Annotated in this window: 19 protein-coding genes; 9 read left to right on the plus strand and 10 right to left on the minus strand. The window is 70.8% G+C overall.

Annotated features, from left to right (window positions below):
• The first annotated feature begins 18 nt into the window (after positions 1-18).
• From GF068_RS02155 to GF068_RS46820, 5 genes are read left to right on the plus strand one after another with little or no spacing between them, the layout of a single operon-like run.
• Positions 19-1923, plus strand: coding sequence for a potassium transporter Kup (locus tag GF068_RS02155; protein WP_153817616.1), 1905 nt, complete (start codon positions 19-21; stop codon positions 1921-1923).
• A 58-nt stretch (positions 1924-1981) separates the two neighbouring features.
• Positions 1982-2599 carry a D-sedoheptulose-7-phosphate isomerase gene (locus GF068_RS02160; protein WP_153817617.1) on the plus strand — a complete coding sequence of 206 codons (618 nt, stop codon included), beginning with the start codon at positions 1982-1984 and terminating at the stop codon, positions 2597-2599.
• Positions 2596-3234 (plus strand): D-glycero-alpha-D-manno-heptose-1,7-bisphosphate 7-phosphatase, encoded by a 639-nt coding sequence (locus GF068_RS02165; RefSeq protein ID WP_153817618.1) that lies wholly within the window; start codon positions 2596-2598, stop codon positions 3232-3234. The genes GF068_RS02160 and GF068_RS02165 overlap by 4 nt, the downstream gene beginning before the upstream one ends.
• A 51-nt stretch (positions 3235-3285) precedes the next feature.
• Positions 3286-3936 (plus strand): transaldolase family protein, encoded by a 651-nt coding sequence (locus tag GF068_RS02170; protein WP_153817619.1) that lies wholly within the window; start codon positions 3286-3288, stop codon positions 3934-3936.
• Positions 3937-3943: 7 nt separating this feature from the next.
• Entirely contained in the window at positions 3944-5425 is a 1482-nt protein-coding gene (locus GF068_RS46820) for a methyltransferase domain-containing protein (protein ID WP_338046167.1), read from the plus strand.
• Here the strand turns inward: GF068_RS46820 and GF068_RS02180 are convergent.
• The 5 genes from GF068_RS02180 to GF068_RS02200 all read right to left on the minus strand — a co-directional run bounded on the left by GF068_RS02180 (position 5422) and on the right by GF068_RS02200 (position 11508).
• The gene (locus GF068_RS02180; RefSeq protein ID WP_153817620.1) at positions 5422-6621 is read right to left on the minus strand and encodes a serine/threonine-protein kinase; all 1200 of its coding nucleotides are present in this window, start codon (positions 6619-6621) and stop codon (positions 5422-5424) included. The genes GF068_RS46820 and GF068_RS02180 overlap by 4 nt on opposite strands.
• 128 nt (positions 6622-6749) lie before the next feature.
• Entirely contained in the window at positions 6750-7835 is a 1086-nt protein-coding gene (locus GF068_RS02185) for a glycoside hydrolase family protein (RefSeq protein WP_153817621.1), read from the minus strand.
• 10 nt (positions 7836-7845) lie between these two features.
• Positions 7846-9225 carry an OmpP1/FadL family transporter gene (locus GF068_RS02190; RefSeq protein ID WP_153817622.1) on the minus strand — a complete coding sequence of 460 codons (1380 nt, stop codon included), beginning with the start codon at positions 9223-9225 and terminating at the stop codon, positions 7846-7848.
• Complete coding sequence (locus GF068_RS02195; protein ID WP_170319266.1) at positions 9225-10526, minus strand: OmpP1/FadL family transporter; 1302 nt, start codon at positions 10524-10526, stop codon at positions 9225-9227. Before GF068_RS02195 ends, GF068_RS02190 begins: the two co-directional genes overlap by 1 nt.
• Positions 10527-10587: 61 nt before the next feature.
• Positions 10588-11508 carry a PDDEXK family nuclease gene (locus GF068_RS02200; protein ID WP_153817624.1) on the minus strand — a complete coding sequence of 307 codons (921 nt, stop codon included), beginning with the start codon at positions 11506-11508 and terminating at the stop codon, positions 10588-10590.
• 86 nt (positions 11509-11594) lie between these two features.
• On the opposite strand from GF068_RS02200, the gene rlmN reads away from it, so the two are divergent.
• Genes rlmN through tatC form a run of 3 tightly spaced genes read left to right on the plus strand, consistent with a single transcriptional unit; the run spans position 11595 to position 14155 of the window.
• On the plus strand, positions 11595-12728 hold the full coding sequence (gene rlmN / locus GF068_RS02205; protein WP_338046168.1) for a 23S rRNA (adenine(2503)-C(2))-methyltransferase RlmN: 1134 nt from the start codon (positions 11595-11597) through the stop codon (positions 12726-12728).
• 9 nt (positions 12729-12737) lie between these two features.
• Positions 12738-13289: a Sec-independent protein translocase protein TatB gene (gene tatB / locus GF068_RS02210; protein ID WP_153817625.1), complete on the plus strand. Its 552-nt coding sequence runs from the start codon at positions 12738-12740 to the stop codon at positions 13287-13289.
• Positions 13286-14155, plus strand: a complete 870-nt coding sequence (gene tatC / locus GF068_RS02215; RefSeq protein WP_153817626.1) for a twin-arginine translocase subunit TatC — start codon at positions 13286-13288, stop codon at positions 14153-14155. Before tatB ends, tatC begins: the two co-directional genes overlap by 4 nt.
• Here tatC and GF068_RS02220 read toward each other — a convergent pair.
• Genes GF068_RS02220 through GF068_RS02230 form a run of 3 tightly spaced genes read right to left on the minus strand, consistent with a single transcriptional unit; the run spans position 14152 to position 16795 of the window.
• Positions 14152-14589 carry a 23S rRNA (pseudouridine(1915)-N(3))-methyltransferase RlmH gene (locus GF068_RS02220; RefSeq protein WP_153817627.1) on the minus strand — a complete coding sequence of 146 codons (438 nt, stop codon included), beginning with the start codon at positions 14587-14589 and terminating at the stop codon, positions 14152-14154. The two genes, tatC and GF068_RS02220, sit on opposite strands and share 4 nt — an antisense overlap.
• 11 nt (positions 14590-14600) lie before the next feature.
• On the minus strand, positions 14601-15488 hold the full coding sequence (gene rsfS / locus GF068_RS02225) for a ribosome silencing factor (protein WP_240806571.1): 888 nt from the start codon (positions 15486-15488) through the stop codon (positions 14601-14603).
• A 35-nt stretch (positions 15489-15523) separates the two neighbouring features.
• Complete coding sequence (locus tag GF068_RS02230) at positions 15524-16795, minus strand: glutamate-5-semialdehyde dehydrogenase (RefSeq protein ID WP_338046169.1); 1272 nt, start codon at positions 16793-16795, stop codon at positions 15524-15526.
• A gap of 58 nt (positions 16796-16853) precedes the next feature.
• On the opposite strand from GF068_RS02230, the gene GF068_RS02235 reads away from it, so the two are divergent.
• Positions 16854-17198, plus strand: a complete 345-nt coding sequence (locus GF068_RS02235) for a hypothetical protein (RefSeq protein ID WP_153817628.1) — start codon at positions 16854-16856, stop codon at positions 17196-17198.
• Between the two features lie 290 nt (positions 17199-17488).
• On the opposite strand, the gene GF068_RS02245 is transcribed toward GF068_RS02235, so the two are convergent.
• A complete protein-coding gene (locus GF068_RS02245) occupies positions 17489-18301 on the minus strand; it encodes a class II glutamine amidotransferase (protein WP_153817630.1) in 813 nt (270 codons plus the stop codon).
• A 107-nt stretch (positions 18302-18408) separates the two neighbouring features.
• Positions 18409-19776 (minus strand): MFS transporter, encoded by a 1368-nt coding sequence (locus GF068_RS02250; RefSeq protein ID WP_338046170.1) that lies wholly within the window; start codon positions 19774-19776, stop codon positions 18409-18411.
• Positions 19777-19783 lie beyond the last annotated feature (7 nt).

The following is a 19783-nucleotide window of genomic DNA, read 5'->3' on the forward strand; positions in this document are numbered from 1 at the left end:
GGCCTTAGGTTCGCCGCGATGACGGACGAAACCGGAAGGGCTGCCCAGCCCGGCGCGCCCGCGGCCCACGGCCCCCGCGCGGCCCTGCTCCTCGGCGCGCTCGGCGTCGTCTTCGGGGATATCGGCACGAGCCCGCTCTACGCCATCAAAGAATGCTTCAGCCCGGCCGCCTCGCACCGGGTCGCGCCGACGCCGGAGAACATCCTGGGCATCCTGTCGCTGGTCTTCTGGACGCTGCTGATGGTGGTGTCGGTCAAATACCTCGGGTTCATCCTGAAGGCCGACAACCAGGGATCGGGCGGGACGATGGCGCTGCTCGCGCTCGTGCCGCCCCGAAGAGGGCCAGGGACGGGGCCGCTCGTCTTGCTCGTGCTGCTCGGCGCGTCGCTTCTTTATGGCGAGGGCGTGATCACGCCGGCCATTTCGGTGCTCTCGGCCATGGAGGGGCTCGAGGTCGCCTACCACCCCTTGAAGCCGCTCATCGTGCCGCTCACGGTGGTGATCTTGATCGGGCTCTTCCTCGTGCAGAAGCGCGGAACGGGGAACATCGGCAACGTCTTCGGGATCGTCACGCTCCTCTGGTTTCTGACCATCGCGACGCTCGGGGCCCGCTGGATCCTCGTCAATCGAAGCGTGCTCGCCGCGGTGGATCCGCGGTATGGCCTCCATTTCTTCCTGGAGCACCGGGGCCACGGGTTCTTGCTGCTCGGCGCCGTGGTCCTCTGCATCACGGGCTGCGAGGCGCTGTATGCGGACATGGGGCATTTCGGACGCGCTCCGATCCGGAGGGTCTGGTTCGTCGTCGTATGGCCGGCGCTGCTCCTCAATTATTTCGGGCAGGGCGCATTCTTGCTCCAGCACCCCGAGGGCGCGACGAACCCGTTTTACGCGCTCGCCCCCTCCTGGGCCCTCTATCCGACGATCGCCATCGCCACCGCGGCCACGATCGTCGCCTCGCAGGCCTTGATCTCGGGGGCATTCTCGCTCACCCAGCAGGCGGTCCAGCTCGGGTATTTCCCGCGCGTGACCATCGTGCATACGTCGAAGCACACCGAAGGGCAGATCTACATCCCCGAGATCAACCGCGCGCTCCTCGTGGCCTGCGTGCTGCTCGTCCTGCTCTTCCGGACGTCGAGCGCGCTCGCGGCGGCCTACGGCATCGCGGTCACGGCCACGATGACCATCACCACGGTCGTGTATTTCGTGGTCGTCACGCAGCGCTGGGGCTGGCCGCTCTGGAAGGCCTTGCCGCCGGTGTTGACGTTCCTGGTGATCGATCTGTCGTTTTTCACGGCAAACGCGGCCAAGTTCTTCCACGGCGGCTGGTTCCCCGTCGTCCTGGCCGTCGGCATCTTCACGGTGATGACGACCTGGAAGACCGGGCGTCGTTTCCTCGGCGAGGCCTTCAAGGCGGACCTCTCGCCGCTCGATCAATTTCTGGAGGACGTGGCGAACCAAAAACCCTTCCGCGTGAAGGGGACCGCGGTCTTCATGGCCTCGAACCCGCACGGGACGCCGCCCGTCCTCTTGCACCATTTCAAGCACAACCAGGTCCTGCACGAGCAGGTGGTGCTCCTGTCGATCACGAGCGAGCGCGTCCCCGAGATCCCCCCCGAGGAGCGCGTCAGCATCATCGACAAAGGGAACGGCTTTTATCGGGTGCGGGCGCGTTACGGGTTCATGCAATCGCCCCACGTGCCGAGCGTGCTGCTCGCCTGCAAGGCGCACGGGCTCGTGATCGACCTGAAGCGCACGAGTTATTACCTCGGCCGCGAGACGCTCCTGCCCACGGGGCGGTCGAAGATGATGCGGTGGCGGAAAGGCCTCTTCGCCTTCATTTCCCGGAACGCGCGCCCGGCGACCGCGTACTTCGGGCTGCCGCCAGGGCGCGTCGTGGAGTTCGGGATGCAGATCAACCTGTGAAGCGCCGCGGCGCGCCCCCCTCCCCAGGCTCCGCGCTCTGCGCTAGAACGACGGGCCCATGCCGTCCACGCACGATTTCGTCGACACCTACCTGCGCGAGACCGCCGAGATCGCCCTCGGCACGAGCCGCGAAGACCTCACGGCCGTCATCGAGGTCCTCTTCGAGGCCTGGAGAAACGACCACACCATCTACACCTGCGGCAACGGCGGCAGCGCGGCGAACGCGAGCCACCTGGCCTGCGACATCTCGAAGTTCACCTGGGCGGAAGGCAAGAAGCGCTTCAAGTGCCGCTCGCTCTGCGACAACGCAGCGCTGATCAGCGCGCTCACGAACGACGTGGGCTTCAACAGGATCTTCCTCGAGCAGCTCGACGGCTCGATGGCGCCCGGCGACGTGCTCGTCTGCCTGAGCGTCCACGGCGGCTCGGGCGCGGACAAGGCCGGGCCCTGGTCGCAAAACCTGGTCGCCGCGGCCGACTTCGTGAAGAAACACGGCGGCAAGGTGGTCGCGCTCGTGGGTTACGACGGCGGCGCGCTGCGGCAGATGGCCGACGCCTCCATCCTCGTCCCCCGGACCTCGGGCGGGCACACGTCGACGCCGCACGTGGAGGGTTTTCATGAAGTCTACCATCACCTGATCTGCGAGCGGCTGCGGCAGATGGTGGCCGAGGCATGAACGGACGGGCGCGGGCCGGCGTGATCCTCGACCGCGACGGGACGCTCATCGATTTCGTCCGCGACCCCGAGCTCGGCGCCGTGGTGAGCGCCTTCCACCCGGATCACGTGCGCCTCTTGCCCGGCGTCGCCAGGGGGCTCGCCCTCCTGCAAGACGCCGGCTTCGCCCTCGCGATCGCGACGAACCAGCCAGGCGCGGCGAAGGGCCAGATCCCGGAGAGCGCCATCACCCGGACGAACCAGGCGCTCGTCGACGCGCTCGCGGCCGAGGGCATCCGCATCGAAGCCGTCCGCGCCTGCCTGCACCACCCGGAGGGCGGGCCGGGCGGTGATCCGGCGCTCGCCACGGACTGCACGTGCCGCAAGCCAAAGCCGGGGATGCTGCTGTCGATCGTGGAGGAGCTCGGGCTCGATCCTTCACGCTCGTGGATGGTCGGCGACGCGGCCGTGGATGTGCTGGCCGCGCGCGCGGCGGGCCTCCGCGCGGGGCTCGTCTTCGAGTGGGGGCGCTGCGAGATGTGCCCGGTTCGAGGGGGCTTCGACGAGATCCCGATGATCCGACCGGACGCGTCGGCGAGCCGCTTCGACGAGCTCGCCCGGCGGATCCGAGATTCTCTAGCCATGGCGCCGGCCTGATCTATGCTCCGCCGCCCCCCGGCCTTGCCGGCGGCGTTGCTCGGAGTCGACATGCTCTTTCTCGACAGCTCGGATCCCAAGGAGATCAAGGACATCTTCGCCTGGGGGGTGATCGCGGGGGTCACGACGAACCCGCTCATCCTCGCGCGCGAGGCGGGCGCGGTGGACCTCGAAGAGCGCATCCGCGCCGTCGTCGCCGCCTCGAAGGGCCCGGTCTCCGTGGAGCTCGTGAGCGAGTCCGAGGGCGCGATGATGGAGGAGGCGCGGCTCTACCACGCGTGGGCGCCGACGCGGATCGTGATCAAGGTGCCGTTCGGCGAGGCGGGGCTACGCGTGACGCACGCGCTCGCGTCGCAGGGCATCGAGACGAACGTGACGTGTATCATGAGCTTCAACCAGGCCTACCTGGCGGCGCTCGCGGGCGGGACGTACGTGTCGATCTTCAGCGGCCGGGTGCGGGACATGGGCTACGACGTGCGGCCGGTCATCGCCGAGACGCGGGCGCAGCTCGAGCGGGAGAAGCTCGCGGCGAAGATCATCGTGGGGTCGATCCGGCACATCCTCGACGTGAACGAGGCGCTCGCCCACGGGGCGCACGTGGTGACGGTGCCGCCGGCCATCCTGCGGAAGATGCTGCACAACCCGAAGACCGACGAGACGATCCGCGAGTTCAACGCGGCCTGGGCGAGCCGTGCTAAGTAGCCCCGCCGTGACGGCAAGCGGCACTTCCCCGGCCGAGGGCGCGCCCTCCACCAAGTATGTCGTCGAGGAGCAGAACCTCGCGCTCGTCCGGGCCATCGGGCGGCCGCGGCGCGTGCTCGACGTCGGCTGCGGCGTGGGCCTGAACGGCGAGGCCGCGAAGAAGCGCGGGGCCCACGTGACCGGCATCGAGATCGCGGAGGGCTCGATCGCCCGCGCGAAGGAGCGGCTCGACGAGGTGCTCGCCATCGACGTGACGAGCGACGAAGCCGTGACGAAGGGCCTCGCCGGCCGGAGTTTTGACCTTCTTTTGTTCGCGGACGTGCTCGAGCACGTGGCCGATCCCGTCGCCGTGATCCGGCGGCTGCTCCCGTACCTGGAGGACGGCGGGCACGTGGTGGTGTCGCTGCCGAACGTGGCGGCGTGGACCGTGCGGCTGGGGCTGCTCGCGGGCAAGTTCGAGTACACGCAGAGCGGCATCCTCGACGACTCGCACCTGCGCTTCTTCACGCGCGAGACGGGCCGGGAGACGCTCACGCGCGCCGGGCTCGAGGTGCTGCGGATGGAGCAGAACCCGATGCTCGTGCGCGCGGCGAAGGACCTCGTGCTCTCGGCGCAAAAGGCGGTCGCTCCCGGGGGAAACCCGGACCCCGAGGGCCTGCGCAAGTCGCTGCCGTACAAGCTCTACCAGGGGCTCGTGCGGCCGGTGGAGGACGTGGTGGCGGCGCGCGCGCCGGAGCTTTTGTCCTTCCAGAACGTGTACGTCGCCCGAAAGCCCCCGAAGGCGCGCAAGCTCAGCCTGACGGTGGGCATGTTGACGATGAACGAGGAGGACAGCATCGAGGCGATGATGGGCGAGATCCGGAGGGTCGCGCCCGACGCCAAGATCCTCTGCGTCGACAGCTCGACGGACCGGACGCCGGAGATCGCGGCGCGGCTCGGCGCGCGTGTCTTGCGGCAAATCCCGCCGCGTGGACACGGGCCGGCGATGGAGCTGCTCATGTACAGCGCCGCCGCCGAGAGCGAGCTGCTCATCTACCTCGACTGCGATTTCACCTACCCGGCCGATTACATCCCGGTCTTGCGCAAGCTCGTCGAGGAAGAAGGCGTGGACATGGTGAACTGCGCCCGCACGCGGACGCGGCCCGCGGCGATGCCGCTGCCGAACTACCTGGCGAACCGGTCCTTCGCGGCGCTCGCGCACCTGATGCACGGCATCCCGACGTGCGACGTACACAGCGGCATGCGGGCGTACCGGTCGAGTATGGTCCGCGCCTTCGATTTCGACGGCGAGGGCGACGCGTTGCCCATCGATACGCTGCTCTTCCCGGCGAAATGCGGCTACCGCGTGGTCGAGATGCCGATCGACTACCAGGAGCGCGTGGGACAATCGAAGCTCCGGAAAATCGCCGGCACGGTCTGGACGATGATCCGACTCGTGAACGCGCTGCCCGTGGGGCGACGCGGTTCGTCCCGGTACGAGGTTCGTTAACGCGGCGTGGTCGGCGCGGTGCTCGGGGGGGGCGAGCTGTCGCCGGAGAGCAGCGACAGCCCGGCCACGATGGTCCCGATGCCGAGGAGCGCGAGCAGGACGATCACGAGCGCCGAGCCCTGGCGGGGCTCCGCGGGCCGGACCGTCACGGGCAGGACCTCGGGCGGGGCCATGGCCGCCTCCCGGATCTCGGGCGGGATGCGGTCGGAGATCTCCTTCAACGAGCCGAGCTTCGGCCGGCGCGTCGAGCCCGTGCCCGAGCTCGCGCCGAGCGGCCGCGATCCGGGCGAAGAGCCACGCTGGGCGACGAGCGGGAACGAGGTGCGGCTCGTGCGCTCCTCGCCCTCCACCCCGAGCGCGCGCTCGAACTCGTCGGCGAGCTCCTTGGCCCCGGTGAACCGCGCGGTGGGATCCCGCTGGAGGGCCTTGGTGAAGAAGGCGTCGACCGTGCTGGGCAGGCCGGGGACGAGGGTGGTGATGGGCTCGAAGCGCCCCTCCTCGATGGCGTTGCCGAAGGCCTCGAGGTTCTGCCCGCTGAAGGGCGCGCGGCCGCTGAGCGCGTAATAGGCGAGGACCGCGAGGGCCCAGAGGTCGGAGCGGAAATCGACGTCCTTCTGGCCGAAGATCTGCTCCGGGCTCATGAACTCGGGCGAGATCATGGTCGTCGCGTCGCTCGTGGTCCGGCCCATCGAGGAGATCCCGGCGCGCACGGAGAGGCCGAGGTCGAGGACCTTGGCGTCGAACTCGCCGTTCTCGTTTTCGGTGAGGAAGACGTTGCTCGGCTTGAGGTTGCGGTGGACGAGGCCGAGCAGGTGCGCCTTGCCGAGGCCCTTGGCGAGCTGCGAGACGAGGCGCGCCGCCTCCTTGGGGGACATCGGGCCGCTCTTCTGGAGGCGCGCGCCGAGGTCTTCCCCGTCGTAGAGCTCCATCACGAGGTACGGCATCCCGTTGCGGGTGAGGCCGTGCTCGAGGACCTGCGCGACGTGCGGGCTCTTGATCTGCCGCGCGGCGACGTCCGCCTCGCGCTGGAACCGGTGGAGGGGCGAGGAGTTCCGCGACAAAGCGCGCCCCATCAGCTTGACGGCGACTTCCTTGCCGAGGCCCACGTGCTCGGCGACCCAGACCTGGGATTTGCCCTCCGTCCCGAGGTGCCTCGAGAGCCGCATCTTGGGAGTGATCTGGTCTCCTTCCAACATCTCGCTTCCGTGGCGCGGTTCCCCGGGGACGTGAGCCCTGCCGGCGCAGGGAGGGCTCACTCGGTCGCCTCGAAGTTACACCACGCAGCGCGCGCAAAGTAAAGAAGCGCGCCCCGCCGCGCTCGGTTTCAAGGGGCAGGCAAGGACACGTCCGCCGGCGCCACACCCACGGCGACCGCCGGATAATTGGCGCTCTTCGTGCGACCGGCGCGCTGCGTGGCAAAAAGCAAGGTGAAGGAGGGGCCAACGACGACGCAGGGCTCGCCCGGGCCAAGCGAGCTGCCGCTGCCGAAGACAGGGCTCACGGCGCGCTCGAGGGGCGAGGCGCTCGCGGGATCGAAGCGGGCCGCGAGGCCAACGACGGAGCGGCCGAGGCTGTCCCGGGCGGCGTAATACACGCGCAGGATGGGGCGACCCTCGGCGGATCGAACGAGCACGGGCGCGGGCGCGCCGACCGACGCGCCGTCGTAGGGAGGCTCGGTCCCCTCCCCGGCCGGCGCGGGCGCGAGCGCGGGGCCGTCGCCCACGCGGGTCCAGGTGACGCCGTCGTCAGAGCGCGCCTCGCCGATCCGCGCGGCGCCGCCAGGGCCCGGGACCTCGTAAAAGAGCCGGAACGAGCCGTCGTCGAGCACGACGACGCCCGGGCTGCGCGGCACGGCCGAGGCCTCCCAGCCAGCCGCGTCGGGGCCGAGCACGGGGCCGGCCACGCGCGTGAAGGCGGCGCCGTCGGAGCTCCGCGCGAGCCCGATGCCGCCGGCCGCGGCGTAATACAGGAAGACCTCGCCCCCCACACGGACGGCCGAAGGCGCGCCGACGGTGCCACCTTCCCAGGGCTCGGCGGGCGTGAGCACGGAGAGGGGCGCGCGGTCGAAGGAGCGGCCGTCCTCGGCGCCATGCCGCACGATGGCGCCCGGCGGGGCCGTGGGATCGGGGTCCTGTCCGGCCACCTCGGGGGTCATCGCGAAGTAGCCGAAGACCGCGGGCGTGGCGGGATCCCCGTCGGCGTCGAGGACGGCCGGGTCGCGGGGGAAGGTGTCGTCGTCTTCGAGGGCGTTCGGAGCGGAGCGCAGGTTGCCGAGCTCGCCCGCGCGAAGGGGGCGGAACGGGCCGGCCGCGGCGCTCGGCAGGTTCTCCCCGCCGGTCTCGGTGTCGGCGAGGGTGGCGCAACCCGAGAGGAGCGCGAGGAGGAACGAGAGAGCGTGTCCCGTGCGCATCGTCTTCCCCTCAGAACTGGGCGGTGAGCGTGGCGCCGCCTGCGATCATGGTGCCGTCGGCCCGGTAGTCGCCCACGAAATCGGCGGGGCTCGCCTTCTGCGTGACGCGCTCGGGCAGCACCGAGAGGGCCACGTGGGTGTCGAGCCGGAGCGCGCCGCGGAGCACGGAGAAGGGCGCGTTGAGGACGAGGCCCGCGCCGAGGGAGATCGTGTGGCGATCGGCGTCGACGAAGTTCGTCAGGCCCGACTGCGGCGGGACGGGCGAGCGCTCGTAGGCGTAGCCAGCGCGCAGGGGGATCTCGACGGCCTTCGCCGGCTCTTTGCGCCCCGAGGCGCGCCGCTCGGCGCCGAAGGCGAGGACGTACTCGACGCCGAGGCGCGGCACGAAGCGGTCCTCGAAGGCGGGCGGGACGATCACGACGGGCTTGGGGTCCTCGGGCAGCTCGACGCCCACGCCGGGCGGCGGCTCGGCCTCGAGGTGGGCGGAGGTCCGGGGGGTCGGGCTCTCGTAGGCCGAAAAGTTCACCCAGCCGAGATCGAGGTTCGCGCGGAGGCGGGGCACGGCCTGGAAGGACAACCCGAGGACGACCTGCTGCGGCTGGAAGGCGTCGAGCGTGCGCGTCTCGAGGGTGTAGCGGAGCGGGACGTCGACGCCGGCGAAGTCGACGATGCCCTCGAGGTTCGCCTGGAGCGCGAGGTCGAGCTTGGTTTGTCCGCGGTAGGCGAGGCCGAGGTAGCCGAAGCGGCCGAGTTTTACGCGCGCCCCTGCGACCGGGTAGCGGATGGAGGTGAGGTCGGCGTCGACCTCGTGGGAGAGCTGCGAGTCGTAAGGGCGGAGCACGTCGGCCTCGCCGCGGATGCCGAAGCGGCCGCGGGTGGCGGCGAGGAAGGCGAGGCCGCCGCCGAGCTCGAGCCAAGGGAACGGGCGGACGGCGAGGTGGACGGAGAGGAACAGGATGGTGGGACGGTCGTTGTAGAGCTCCCAGCGCGCGGTCTCCTGGCGGAGGGCGCGGATGCGGGAGAGGCCATTGTCGGGGATGTACGTGGCGATGCCGAAGGCGAACGGCAGCTTGGCGATGCGCCCCGGCGCGACGATGCCCGCCATGAGGCCGTGGACGTCGGCGACGTCGTTGTCCTTGCCGTTGATGCGGAGGCGGTTGTCCGCGTAGAGGTAGCCGAGCGAGAGCTCGAGGCCGGGCGCGGAGACGAGGCCGGCGGGGTTGTAGAAGCAGCCGGAGAAGTCGGTCGCGTCGGCGGTGACGGCGCCCGAGAGCGCGGCGGCGCGGGAGCCCATGCCGTACGTCCCGGGAGCGCTGGCGGACGCGTCGGGCGCGGCGAGCAGCCCCGCGGCGACGAGCGCAGGAAGGATCAGACGCGCGCGTTTCCTCATCAGAACCCGACCCCCACGGTGGCCGCGCCGGCGACGACGACGCCGCTCGTGCGCACGGAGGGCGCGCCTGGATTTTCGGCGGGCACGTCCGCGGCCTTGTCGTGCGTGCGCGGATGGAGGACCTGCACCTGCCCGGCGAGGTCGAAGCGCAGGTTCGGCAAGGGCGCGGCGAGCTCGAGCCCGTAGCCGAGGCCGAAGACGCTGCGGGTGTTGTCGAAGATGTTCGCGGCGGCGGTCTGCAGCGGCGAGGGCGAGACCTCGAGGAAGTAGCCGGCGCGGAGCATCATCGAGACGCCCTTCTTCGGCGAGAGCACGCGCTCGACGCCGAGGCGGGGGACGACCGTGTCGGTGTACCCGAGCGGCGCGGGGACGAGGGCGCCGCAAGGCTCCTCGGGCGGCGCGCCGGTGGACGGGTCGATCTCCGGGCAACGCACGGTGGCCTCGGCGGGCCCGGGGTAGGCCGACCAGCGCTTGTACGTCGCGCCCGCGGTGACGCGCCACGGGCCGCGGACGCGCGCGACCTCGAGCGCGATCTGCGCGGGGTCGTACTGCGCGAGGCCGGAGATGTTGAGCGGAGGCACGACGATCTGGCCGAGATCCTTCACCTCGATGACGACGTTGAAGCGGCCGACGAGCTCGCCGCGGTAGGTGAGCCCGACGCGGTAGGCGCCGCGCTCGTAGCTCGCGCCGAGGATGGGGCCGTAGCTGGCGACGAGCGTGTCCTCGACGACGGTGCCGATGCGGCCCGATGCGTCGGTGGCGACGAGGACGGATCCGGTGAGCGCCGCGAGCGCCGCGAAGCCGCCGCCGATGCGCACGCCGTAGCCGACGTCGACGCCGAGGCCGACCTGGACCGCGACGGAGGCCGTACGATCCGCGAGGGGGAACTGCTTGGTCTCGGGGTAGAGGATGCGGCCGCGGACGATGAGGTCGAAGGGCGTGAAGAAGCCGAGGCCGATGGTGATGCGATCCTTCAGCGCACCGGCGAAAGGCACGGGCAAGACCGCGCCGATGAAGCCGCCCGCGAGTCTGTCGTAGTTCAGGCGCGTGGGGGCGCGCAGGTCGAAGACGGAGCCGAGCAGGCCGATCGTGAGCTCGCGCCGATGCTCCAGGCTGAGCAGCGCGGGGTTACCCCAGACGGCCTCGAAGCCACGGCCGAGCGCGGCGCCCGTACCGCCCATCGCCATGGAGCGCGGGCCGAAGCCGTAGACGTCCTCGGGCGAGCTCCAGGCATCACCCGCGGGCAGCGCCGTGAGGGCAGCCGAGGCGACGGCGAGCAAGAGGGCGCGACGACGAGCCATGGCAGGCGCGACGGTAGACGCATGCAAGGCCGGAAGGAAGAGGCGCGGCGCTGGATCGAGCTCAGCGACGAACGGACCCGCTGTCTCCCTGGACCTCGGCGAACACATCGTCGAGCGTGCTCGCGGTGTACGAGCGCTTCGCCCACCGGGACAAGGTCGCGCCGCTGGCGGTCGTGACGCGCGCCTGCGTGGCCTCGGAGAGCTCCCCGAAGCGCTCGCGCAGGACCTCGAGGAGCATCTCGCGGCGCCCCTCCTCGCGCCCCTCCTCGCGCCCCTCTTCGCGCCCCTCGTCCCGCCCCTTCTCCTCCGCGTTTTGCTTGATCGCCAGGAGCTCCGGGTTGCCCTTGCGCTCGAGCGCGCGTACGGCCTCGCGCTCCGCGACCGCGCCGTCGACGAGCGCGCGCACCTGGATCGGCCGCACAAAGCAGGGGTCCTCGATCGTGCCGTTCGGGTCGAGCACCATGAAAGCGCCGTTCTCGTGCGACCACTCGCAGACCTCGCCGCGCTTCACGAGGATCGCGAACACGCGCCGGACGCCGCGCTCCACGAGGTCCTCGGCCTTCTCGCGCACGAGGCCTGGCGCCTGCTCGTTCACGATCTCGAACGAGACCTCCTCGAGGTGCCGCCGCCCCGTCGCGGGATCCGTGCCGTCGCGCCGGACCGACAGGTCCGTCGCGAAGTTCGAGCCCTCCGAGACCCGCGTGAGCAGGTCGATCGAGGCGCGATACCCTTCACGGACGTGCAAGCGGATCACGGCGCCGAGGTTGGCGTGCGCGTCGCCGTGCGGCTCGAGCGCGGGCTGGGCGATGATCTTCCGGCCGCGCACCATCTCGTCACGCGTCATCTCCGGGGCGACGATATGCTGGTCGACCGGAGGGAACCTGCCGGGCGAGCCGGCGGGAGGAAACGAGAGCGCAGCGCCACCCCGGGCGGACGGGGCCAGCATCATCGTGGGGCCGCCGCGGTTCGGAGGGTCCATCATCACCACGGAGCGTAGCAGGTTCCTCCTAGGCCGAGAAGAACGAGACGAGTGCGTCCGGAGCCCCGCTCGACTAGAACGGAGCCGCCGTGCCCCTCGCCCTCCAGGCCACTCTCCCTGACGAGCTCGCCCGCGCTTGCAACATCGACGTGACGGACGCGCGGCGTATCGTCTCCCTCGTGCACCGCACGGGCAACGTGCCCGAGCGCTCGCCCGCGACGATCCGGCGCGCCGCGCTCGACGCCGCCCGCGCAGCCGGCCACGTCCCCTCGATCCGCCTGGAGAGCCGCGCCGCGAGCGCGATCGACCCGTTCGTCAAGTACGCCTTCCGCCTGCCCGACGGGGCCGTCATCGAGACCGTACGGATCCCGCTCGAGCACCCGGGTCGCTTCTCGGTCTGCGTGTCCTCGCAGGTCGGCTGCGCCCTCGCCTGCGCGTTCTGCGCGACCGGGCGCATGGGCCTCGGCCGCAACCTCGAGCCGTGGGAGATCGTCGAGCAGGTCCGGCGCGTACGCGAGGAGCTCGTGGCGTCCCCTCCGGAGAGCCTCGTCGCCGCCGGCGTCCGCCCGCGCGTGCACGGCGTGCTCTTCCAGGGCATGGGCGAGCCCATGGCCAACATCGAGCGCGTCATCCACGCCATCCGCGTGATGAGCGAGCCGAGCGCGCTCGCCATCGACATGCGCAACATCACGGTGTGCACGTCGGGCTTGCCGACCGGGATCCGCACGCTGCTCCGGGAGGTCCCGCAGGTGCGGCTCGGCGTCTCGCTCGGGTCGGCGCGGCCGGGGCGGCGGCGCGCGCTCATGCCCATCGAAGGCGCGCATCCGCTGGACGAGGTGCTCGCGGCTGCGGGTGAGCACGCGCGGGCCACGGGGCGCTCGCCGATGTTCGCGTACACGCTGCTCGCCGGCGAGAACGACGCGGACGAGGACGCCGTGGCGCTCGCGGATCTCTGCCGCTCGTTCGCCGAGGCGCATGGACAGAGGCCTCGGCTGAGCCTGATCCCTTACAACGCGATCGCGGACGGCGCCGCGCCGGATCCCTTCCAGCCCTCCACCCGGCTCGAGGCCTTCCGCGCCGTCCTGCTCGGGCGTGGCGTGGGCACGATCGTGCGGTACTCGGGCGGCGGCGACGTGGGGGCGGCGTGTGGTCAGCTCGCGCGGCCGCTGCTGCGGAAACCGGGGAAGCGTCTCCCGGTGGATTCCGAACCCACGGCGCGCTAGCTTGCTCGCGTGTTCGGATTGAGCTTCGGCGAGATGGTCGTGGTCGTGCTCGTGGCCATCGTGGTGGTGGGCCCGCGGCACTTGCCGAGCATGATGCGGACGGCCGGGCAATGGGTGGCGAAGATCCGCCGCATGAGCACGGACCTCCGGGCGCAGAGCGGCATCGACACGCTCCTCCGCGACGAGGGCATCGACCGGAGCCTCCAGGAGATCCGCGCGCTCTCGAACGTGAACGTGCTCGACGGCCTGGAGAAGCTCGCCGTCCCGGCCGCAGCCGCCAAGGCGGGCGTCCCCTCGCCCGCGACCGCCGCCGCTGCCGCCGTGACCGCCGCGGTGAACATGCCGCCCCCACATGGCGAAGAGCCCGTCGAGATCCTCCGCGAACGCGAGTACCCGCTCGTCGGCTGTGACGCCTACGACGCCTTGCCCGACGACGCGTCCCCCTACGGCGGCGCGGAGCTCGGCGCGACCGATCCCATGGCCCACCATCCGCTGGGCATCGTGGCGACCGACGATCCGACGAGCCGGGTCGTCACGAAGGAGCCGAGCGCGGCGTCATGAGCAACGCAAAGGCGAAGGCGGTCAAGGACGCGGAGCCGGCCCCGATCGACGAAGACGAGGGCGGGGCTCCCATGACGTTCTGGGAGCACCTCGACGAGCTCCGCAAGCGCCTGGTCTACTGCTTCGTCGCGTTCCTGATCTGCGCCGTGCTCACCTGGGAGTACCGCGATCCCCTGCTCGACGTCATCTCCCGGCCCTTCAAGCTCGCGTGGGCCTCGCAAGGCCTGCCGAACCAGGCGACCTTGCACTTCGAGTCGCCGCAGGCCGCGTTCATCGCGTACTTCCAGCTCTCGCTGCTCGGCTCGATCGTGCTCAGCGCGCCGATCCTCTTCTACCAGCTCTGGGCCTTCATCGCGCCCGGGCTCTACGCGCGCGAGAAGCGCTTCGTGATCCCCTTCGTGCTCTCGGCGTCGTCGCTCTTCGCGGGCGGCTGCTACTTCGGCTGGCGCGTCGCCTTCCCCATCACGTTCAACTACTTCCTCGGCCTCGCCGGCACCGTCGGCGGCGGCGAGGGCGTGACGATCACGCCCACCGTCATGATGGGCGAGTACATCGACTTCGTGACGCGGATGCTGCTCGCCTTTGGCATCGTCTTCGAGATCCCGCTGCTCATCCTGTTCCTGTCGCTCGCAGGCATCGTCAATTACTTGCAGCTCATAAGGTTCGGCCGCTGGTTCGTCCTCGTCTCCTTCGTGGTCGCCGCGATCGTCACGCCGCCCGACATCACGAGCCAGATCGTCATGGCCGTGCCGATGCTGATCCTCTACGTGCTCTCGATCGGCCTCGCCTTCCTCTTCGGCAAGAAGCCGACGGAGGCCCAGCGCGAGGCGTACCGGAAGAGCAAAGAGAAGACGAAGCCCGCCTAGTGCGCGTACGGCTCGCCGCGCAGGATCGTCATCGCGCGGTAGATCTGCTCCACGAGCACGAGCCGCGCGAGCCTGTGCGGGAACGTGAGCGTCGACAAACTGAGCCGATCGTGCGCGGCGCGTGACGTCTCCGGGGGGATACCGTCCGCGCCGCCGATGAGGAACGAGACCACGCCCTTGCCGCGAGATCCCGCGCGCTCCACCGCCTGCGCGAACGAGGGGCTGTCGAGCGCGCGGCCCATGACCTCGAGCGCGATCGTCGTCGAGCCCTCGGTCTTCTTCGCGAAGAGCGGGACGAGCCGCGCAGGCGGCGCGTCCTCGAGCTCGATCTCGTCACAAGGCACATACCTCCGCACGCGGCCGAGGTAGTCGTCGAGCGCCGCGCGCAGCGGTTTGTCCTTCACCCGGCCGACGGCGACGACGACGATACGCATGCGATCCGGCTCTACTCTTCCTCGCTCCGGTCCTCGTCGTCGTCCGCGCTGGGCTCATCGTCACCGAACCCCTCGCCCGCGTCCGCCTGCGCGCGGTTCACCTGCGTTGCGGGCCTCGCGCCCGCCTCGCCTTCGGGCACGGCGACGCGGCTCGCGTCCATCCAGAGCCCCTCGATGTCGTAGAGCTGCCGCGCGTCCTCCTGGAACACGTGCACGACGACGTCGCCGTAATCGAGCAGCACCCACGTCGCCGCCGACATGCCCTCGACCGAGATCGGCGCGATCTTCTTCTTGCCGAGCTCCTCCTCGATCCCCTGCGCGATCGAGCCGACGTGCCGATCGCTGCGGCCCGTCATGAGCACCAGGAAATCCGCGTAGTCGACGCGCCCGCGCACGTCGAGGATCTCCACGCCGAGCGCCTTCTTGTCGAGGCCGGCCGTCGCGACCTGGACCGCGAGCTCCCGCGCCGGCGAGGCCGTCTCCGGCACCGGCGCCTTCTTCCCGGCCGCGGCTCGCTTCGGCGCGGCGAGCGGCGCCTTCTTCACGCCCGGCGCGGCCTTGCTGCGGACCTCGCCCTCGGCCTTGCGCCGCGGCAGACCCGGCCGCTTCGCCGTCGCCTTGCTCGCCCCCGCGCCACGCGTCGTCGCTTGCCCGCTCGCGTGCGAGGCGCGCAGCTTCGGCCGGGCCGACTTCTTCCCTGCCTTCACCGCCGCCTTCACGGCCGACGGGCTCACGCGCGAAGGCCGCTCGCCTGCTCCCTCGTCCACGTCGACCTCGCGCGACGGGCGCGCTGCCGTCTTGCTGGCCTTCTTCGTCGCCGTCGTCTTGCTGCTGCTGCTGCTACTACGCGCGGGCTTGGGCGACGCGCCCTCGCCGTCCGATCGCTTCTTGGTTGCCAAGTTCTACCTCACGCGGCCCTCTTCCTCGGGGCCGTTTACCGAATTTGCCCCTCGCCGAAGACGATCCACTTCTTCGCGGTCAGGCTCTCGAGCCCCATCGGTCCATACGCATGGAGCTTCGTCGTCGAGATGCCGATCTCCGCGCCGAGGCCGAGCTCGCCGCCGTCGTTGAAGCGCGTGGACGCGTTCACGATCACGCAGCTCGCGTCGACCGACCGCGAGAACCGCTGCGCTCGCTCGTAGCTCCGCGTGCAGATCACCTCCGTGTGGTTCGACCCGTACTGCGCGATGTGATCGAGCGCCTCGTCGATCGAGCCGACGATCCGCACCGCCAGGATCGGCGCGAGGAACTCCTGCCCGAAATCCTCGGGCGCCGCGGCCTTCACCGACGGGATCACCGCGCGCGTCGCCTGGTCGCCGCGGATCTCGAGCCCCTGCGCCGCGAGCTTGCCGACGCGCGGCAAGAACGCGAGCGCCACGCTCTCGTGCACGAGCAAGCACTCGAGCGCGTTGCACACGCCGGGCCGGCTCAGCTTCCCGTTCTCCACGAGCCGCAGCGCCATGTTGAGATCGGCGCCCTCGTCCACGTACAGGTGACAAACCCCCTTGTAGTGCTGGATGACCGGCACGCGCGCGTGCTCGGTGACGAAGCGGATGAGCCCCTCGCCGCCCCGCGGGATCACGAGATCGATCATCCCCGCGAGCCCCACGAGCAGCCGGATCCCCTCGCGATCGGTCGGCGGCACGATCAACACCGCGTCCGCCGGCAGGCCCGCGGACGCGACCGCGCTCCGCACGAGCTCCCCGAGCGCCGCGTTGGATCGAGCCGCCTCCTTGCCCCCACGCAAGAGCACAGCGTTGCCGCTCTTCAGGCAGAGCGCCGCCGAGTCCACCGTCACGTTCGGCCGCGCCTCGTAGATCATCGCGATCACGCCGAGCGGGATCCGCACCTGACCCACGCTGAGCCCGTTCGGCCGTTGCTTCATGCCGAGCACCTCGCCCACGGGATCCTCGAACGAGGCGATCTGCGCGACCGCCGCGGCGATCCCGAGGATCCGCGCCTCGTCGAGGACCAGCCGATCGACGAGCGAAGGCGCGAGCCCTGCCCTCCGCGCGGCCTCGACGTCCTCGGCGTTCGCGACGCGCAACGGCGACCCCTCGGCCGCCTCGGCGCGCAGGGCCTCCGCGATCGCGACGAGCGCGCGATCCTTCACCTCCCGCGACGCAGTCGAAAGCGTACGCGCAGCCTTTCGGGCGCGCCTTGCGAGCTCGACGAGCTCCTCGGTCCGGATGACGCTGCTCTCCACGGCGTCGAAACCTAACGCGGCTGCCCTCGCAAGGCCAAGGCCGTGCTAGCCTCGGCTCGTGTCGGCTCGCCCGCGCGCTCTCCCCGCCTGGTTCCTCCTCCTGACCCTGGCCCTGCCCACGGGCCTCGGATGCGGCTCCCAAGACGACGAGGGCCCCGCGACCGCCGCCCCCGCAGCGACGATGATCCCGATGGGCGCCCCCGGCGCCGAAGGCGCAAAGTTCGACCTCGCCCCCGCGACGCCGCCGCCGAGGCCCGCCGACGTCCGCCAGAAGGTCGACGGCTCGCAAGATCCCCTCGCGCCCACGCCCCCGAGCCCCTTCGGCTTGCCACCGGAGAACCACCACGAAGCCCCCGTCACGCCCCCACCGCCGAGCATCAAGAGGAAGGGGACCAAGATATGAAACCCCGGTTCGTCCCGCCCCTCGCAGCCCTCATGCTCGTCGCAGCCGCCTGCAGCAGCGCGCCCAAGCCCAAGCCACTGCCAGGAGGCCCGCCCCCCGAATACGAGCCCCCGCGCAGCTTCAACCTCCCCGGTCCCCAGGCCCCGCCCGCCGAAGCGCCGTGACCGGAGCGTAGCGCCGGGGTTTCACCCCGGGCCCGACCAGGGGTTGTCCACCCCTGGACCCCGACCAGGCACGGCCTGGACCGAGGGTGCATCGACTGCGCGAAGCGCAGTCGATGCGGGGAATTTTCAAAAGATGTCCACCCCCCTGGCAGCCACGGCCTGGACCGAAGGTGGAAGAACTGCGCAATGCGCAGTTCTTCCAGCGGGCCGGTGGCGTGTCGTTTCTCGAGGCGGCAGCGCGGCCATGTCAATGCAGAGGAGCGAGCGCTCGGCGACCTCGCGCCAGTCGCCCCCGTGTGGCGCCTCCGACGCAATGCGGACGACGCCCGCCTCGGACGAGACGAACAAGCTCCGGCCAAAACGATGGGCATAAAGCAGCTCGCCGTCGCTCAATAAAAAGTTCGCGGCGCCGAAACGCGGCCGGCCCGTCGCAGCCTCGAGGAAACGAGCGAGCGCCCGATCCACCACGCCCCGAGGCGCCCGGCGGCTGCCAAACGTGGCGCCGACCTCGTCGAGCGCCGTCATCAGAGAAGCGAAGAACCGCTCGCTGTCCGTATCCCCCGTGATCTCCCGCCTCCGCGACCGCGACGTGCGCCGCTCGAGCCAGCCGACGTCCGAGATCGTGCCATTATGCGCGAAGACCCACGCGTCCCGCCGAAACGGATGGGTATTGACGAGCTCGGTCCTCCCGACCGTGGCTTTACGGACATGCGCGACGACGACACGCCCGCGGACGCTCGCCGCAATCGCGCGAAACGCGGGATCGGCCTGGGCACACGTGGGGCTCTTGTGGAGCGCCCAGCCTTTCCCGTCATGGGCGGCAATCCCCCAGCCGTGCGGGTGCTCCGGCGAGAGCGCCGCCAGGCTTTTCGGGGCCGTGGCCAGAGGCTCGGTGGGAGATTCGACGTGCCTGGAAACAACGCCGAAGAGGCGACACATTGGCGCACGTTATAGCCGAGGGTACGAGGACGGGCCAGCTTGCACGGGAATAACGGTTACGGACGGGCGCGCGCGGCCCGCGTCACGTCGTCCGTCCGGCTTTTCCCTCAACGCCCCCCCGCCGCCGCCCCCTCCGCCGCCGCAATACGCCCGGGCAGCAAAGCCGCGCACCCGATCGTCACCACCAGCGCCACCCCGAAGATGAGAAGGCTCGTCCCATGCTCCCGTCGGGCAACCTCGGCCGCCGGCTCCTCCGTGAGCACCAGCCCGAGCACGGTCAGCCCGGCGATGCCGCCGATGTAACGCATCGTCGACGTCAGGCCCGCCGCCATTCCGCTCTTGTCCCGCGGCACATCGCTGATCGACGACGCTTGCGAGGGCGCGCCCGTCAGCCCGAGGCCCAGGCCGAGCAAGCCGAGCGCGGGCACCGCCCCCGTCGTGGAGTCCCAGGGCAAGAGCCCGAGCAGCGCCACGCCCGCGACCGCGACCGCACAACCGACGAGCGCCACCGCCCGCGCCCCGAAGCGCTCGGACGCGCGCCCCGCGAACGGGGAAGCGACGATCATCATCGCCATCATCGCCACCAGCGTATTGCCCACCTCGCGCGGCCCCGCGCCGAAGAGACGCCCCGCCACCTGCGGCAGCTCGAACAGGATCGAATACATCGCGAAGTTCTGGATCGCGATGAGCAAGCTCCCCGCCACGAACGTGCGGCGCCGGAACAACGAAAAATCGATGATCGGATCCGCCGCGCGCCGCTCCCACCACGCAAACGGCACGAACCCCAGGACGCCGACCGCCGCGGCCCATCGATACGCCTCGTTCTCGAGCCCCACCACCACCCCGAGCAGCGACGCCCCGAGCAACACGGAGCCCAGTACGTCGAAGCGCGGTCGCGCCGCCGCGGCCATCTCCTTCGACGGCGCGGGCGCGGGTGCGCCGAGGTGCACGAGCGCCGCCGAGAGGACGAGCACCGGCACGTTCGCGAGGAAAATGGACGTCCAGCCGAAATGTGTCACGAGCAGCGCCCCGACCTTCGGCCCGAGCCCCGCCGACAGCCCCATCATGGCCCCCAGCGCGCCAAACGCGCGCCCTCGCACCTCCGGCGGCAGCTCCGTCCGCAGCAACGCAAACGCGCTCGGCGCGAGGATCGCCCCGCCCGCGGCCATGGCAATACGCGCCGCCGTCAGCCCCGGCAGCACCGGCCAGACCGAGGCGAGCGCCGCCCCGAGCGCGAACAATATCTGCCCCAGCGCGAGCGCCCGCCGATATCCGAGCCTGTCGCCGAGCTTGCCCCCCGGGCTCTGCAAGACGACGTTCGTGAGCAGATAACTCGACACGAGCGCCTGCCGCAAGACACCCGAATCGGCCCCGAGCGTGCGCGACATCTCGGGCAACGCGACCGCCACCATCGTCGAGTTGAGCGGCGCCAGCGCCGCCGAGAGCGCGATCGCGGCGAGCAGGCGCGTCGGCACCCGGGGC

This window comes from Polyangium spumosum (assembly GCF_009649845.1).
Lineage (GTDB): Bacteria > Myxococcota_A > Polyangia > Polyangiales > Polyangiaceae > Polyangium > Polyangium spumosum.

What these genes read in the sequence shown, in the direction of transcription:
- GF068_RS02155 (WP_153817616.1), top strand. Translation starts at nt 19, where the DNA reads ATGACGGACGAAACCGGAAGGGCTGCCCAGCCCGGCGCGCCCGCGGCC.
- GF068_RS02160 (WP_153817617.1), top strand. Translation starts at nt 1,982, where the DNA reads ATGCCGTCCACGCACGATTTCGTCGACACCTACCTGCGCGAGACCGCC.
- GF068_RS02165 (WP_153817618.1), top strand. Translation starts at nt 2,596, where the DNA reads ATGAACGGACGGGCGCGGGCCGGCGTGATCCTCGACCGCGACGGGACG.
- GF068_RS02170 (WP_153817619.1), top strand. Translation starts at nt 3,286, where the DNA reads ATGCTCTTTCTCGACAGCTCGGATCCCAAGGAGATCAAGGACATCTTC.
- GF068_RS02180 (WP_153817620.1), bottom strand. Translation starts at nt 6,621, where the DNA reads ATGTTGGAAGGAGACCAGATCACTCCCAAGATGCGGCTCTCGAGGCAC.
- GF068_RS02185 (WP_153817621.1), bottom strand. Translation starts at nt 7,835, where the DNA reads ATGCGCACGGGACACGCTCTCTCGTTCCTCCTCGCGCTCCTCTCGGGT.
- GF068_RS02190 (WP_153817622.1), bottom strand. Translation starts at nt 9,225, where the DNA reads ATGAGGAAACGCGCGCGTCTGATCCTTCCTGCGCTCGTCGCCGCGGGG.
- GF068_RS02195 (WP_170319266.1), bottom strand. Translation starts at nt 10,526, where the DNA reads ATGGCTCGTCGTCGCGCCCTCTTGCTCGCCGTCGCCTCGGCTGCCCTC.
- GF068_RS02200 (WP_153817624.1), bottom strand. Translation starts at nt 11,508, where the DNA reads ATGATGGACCCTCCGAACCGCGGCGGCCCCACGATGATGCTGGCCCCG.
- tatC (WP_153817626.1), top strand. Translation starts at nt 13,286, where the DNA reads ATGAGCAACGCAAAGGCGAAGGCGGTCAAGGACGCGGAGCCGGCCCCG.
- GF068_RS02220 (WP_153817627.1), bottom strand. Translation starts at nt 14,589, where the DNA reads ATGCGTATCGTCGTCGTCGCCGTCGGCCGGGTGAAGGACAAACCGCTG.
- GF068_RS02245 (WP_153817630.1), bottom strand. Translation starts at nt 18,301, where the DNA reads ATGTGTCGCCTCTTCGGCGTTGTTTCCAGGCACGTCGAATCTCCCACC.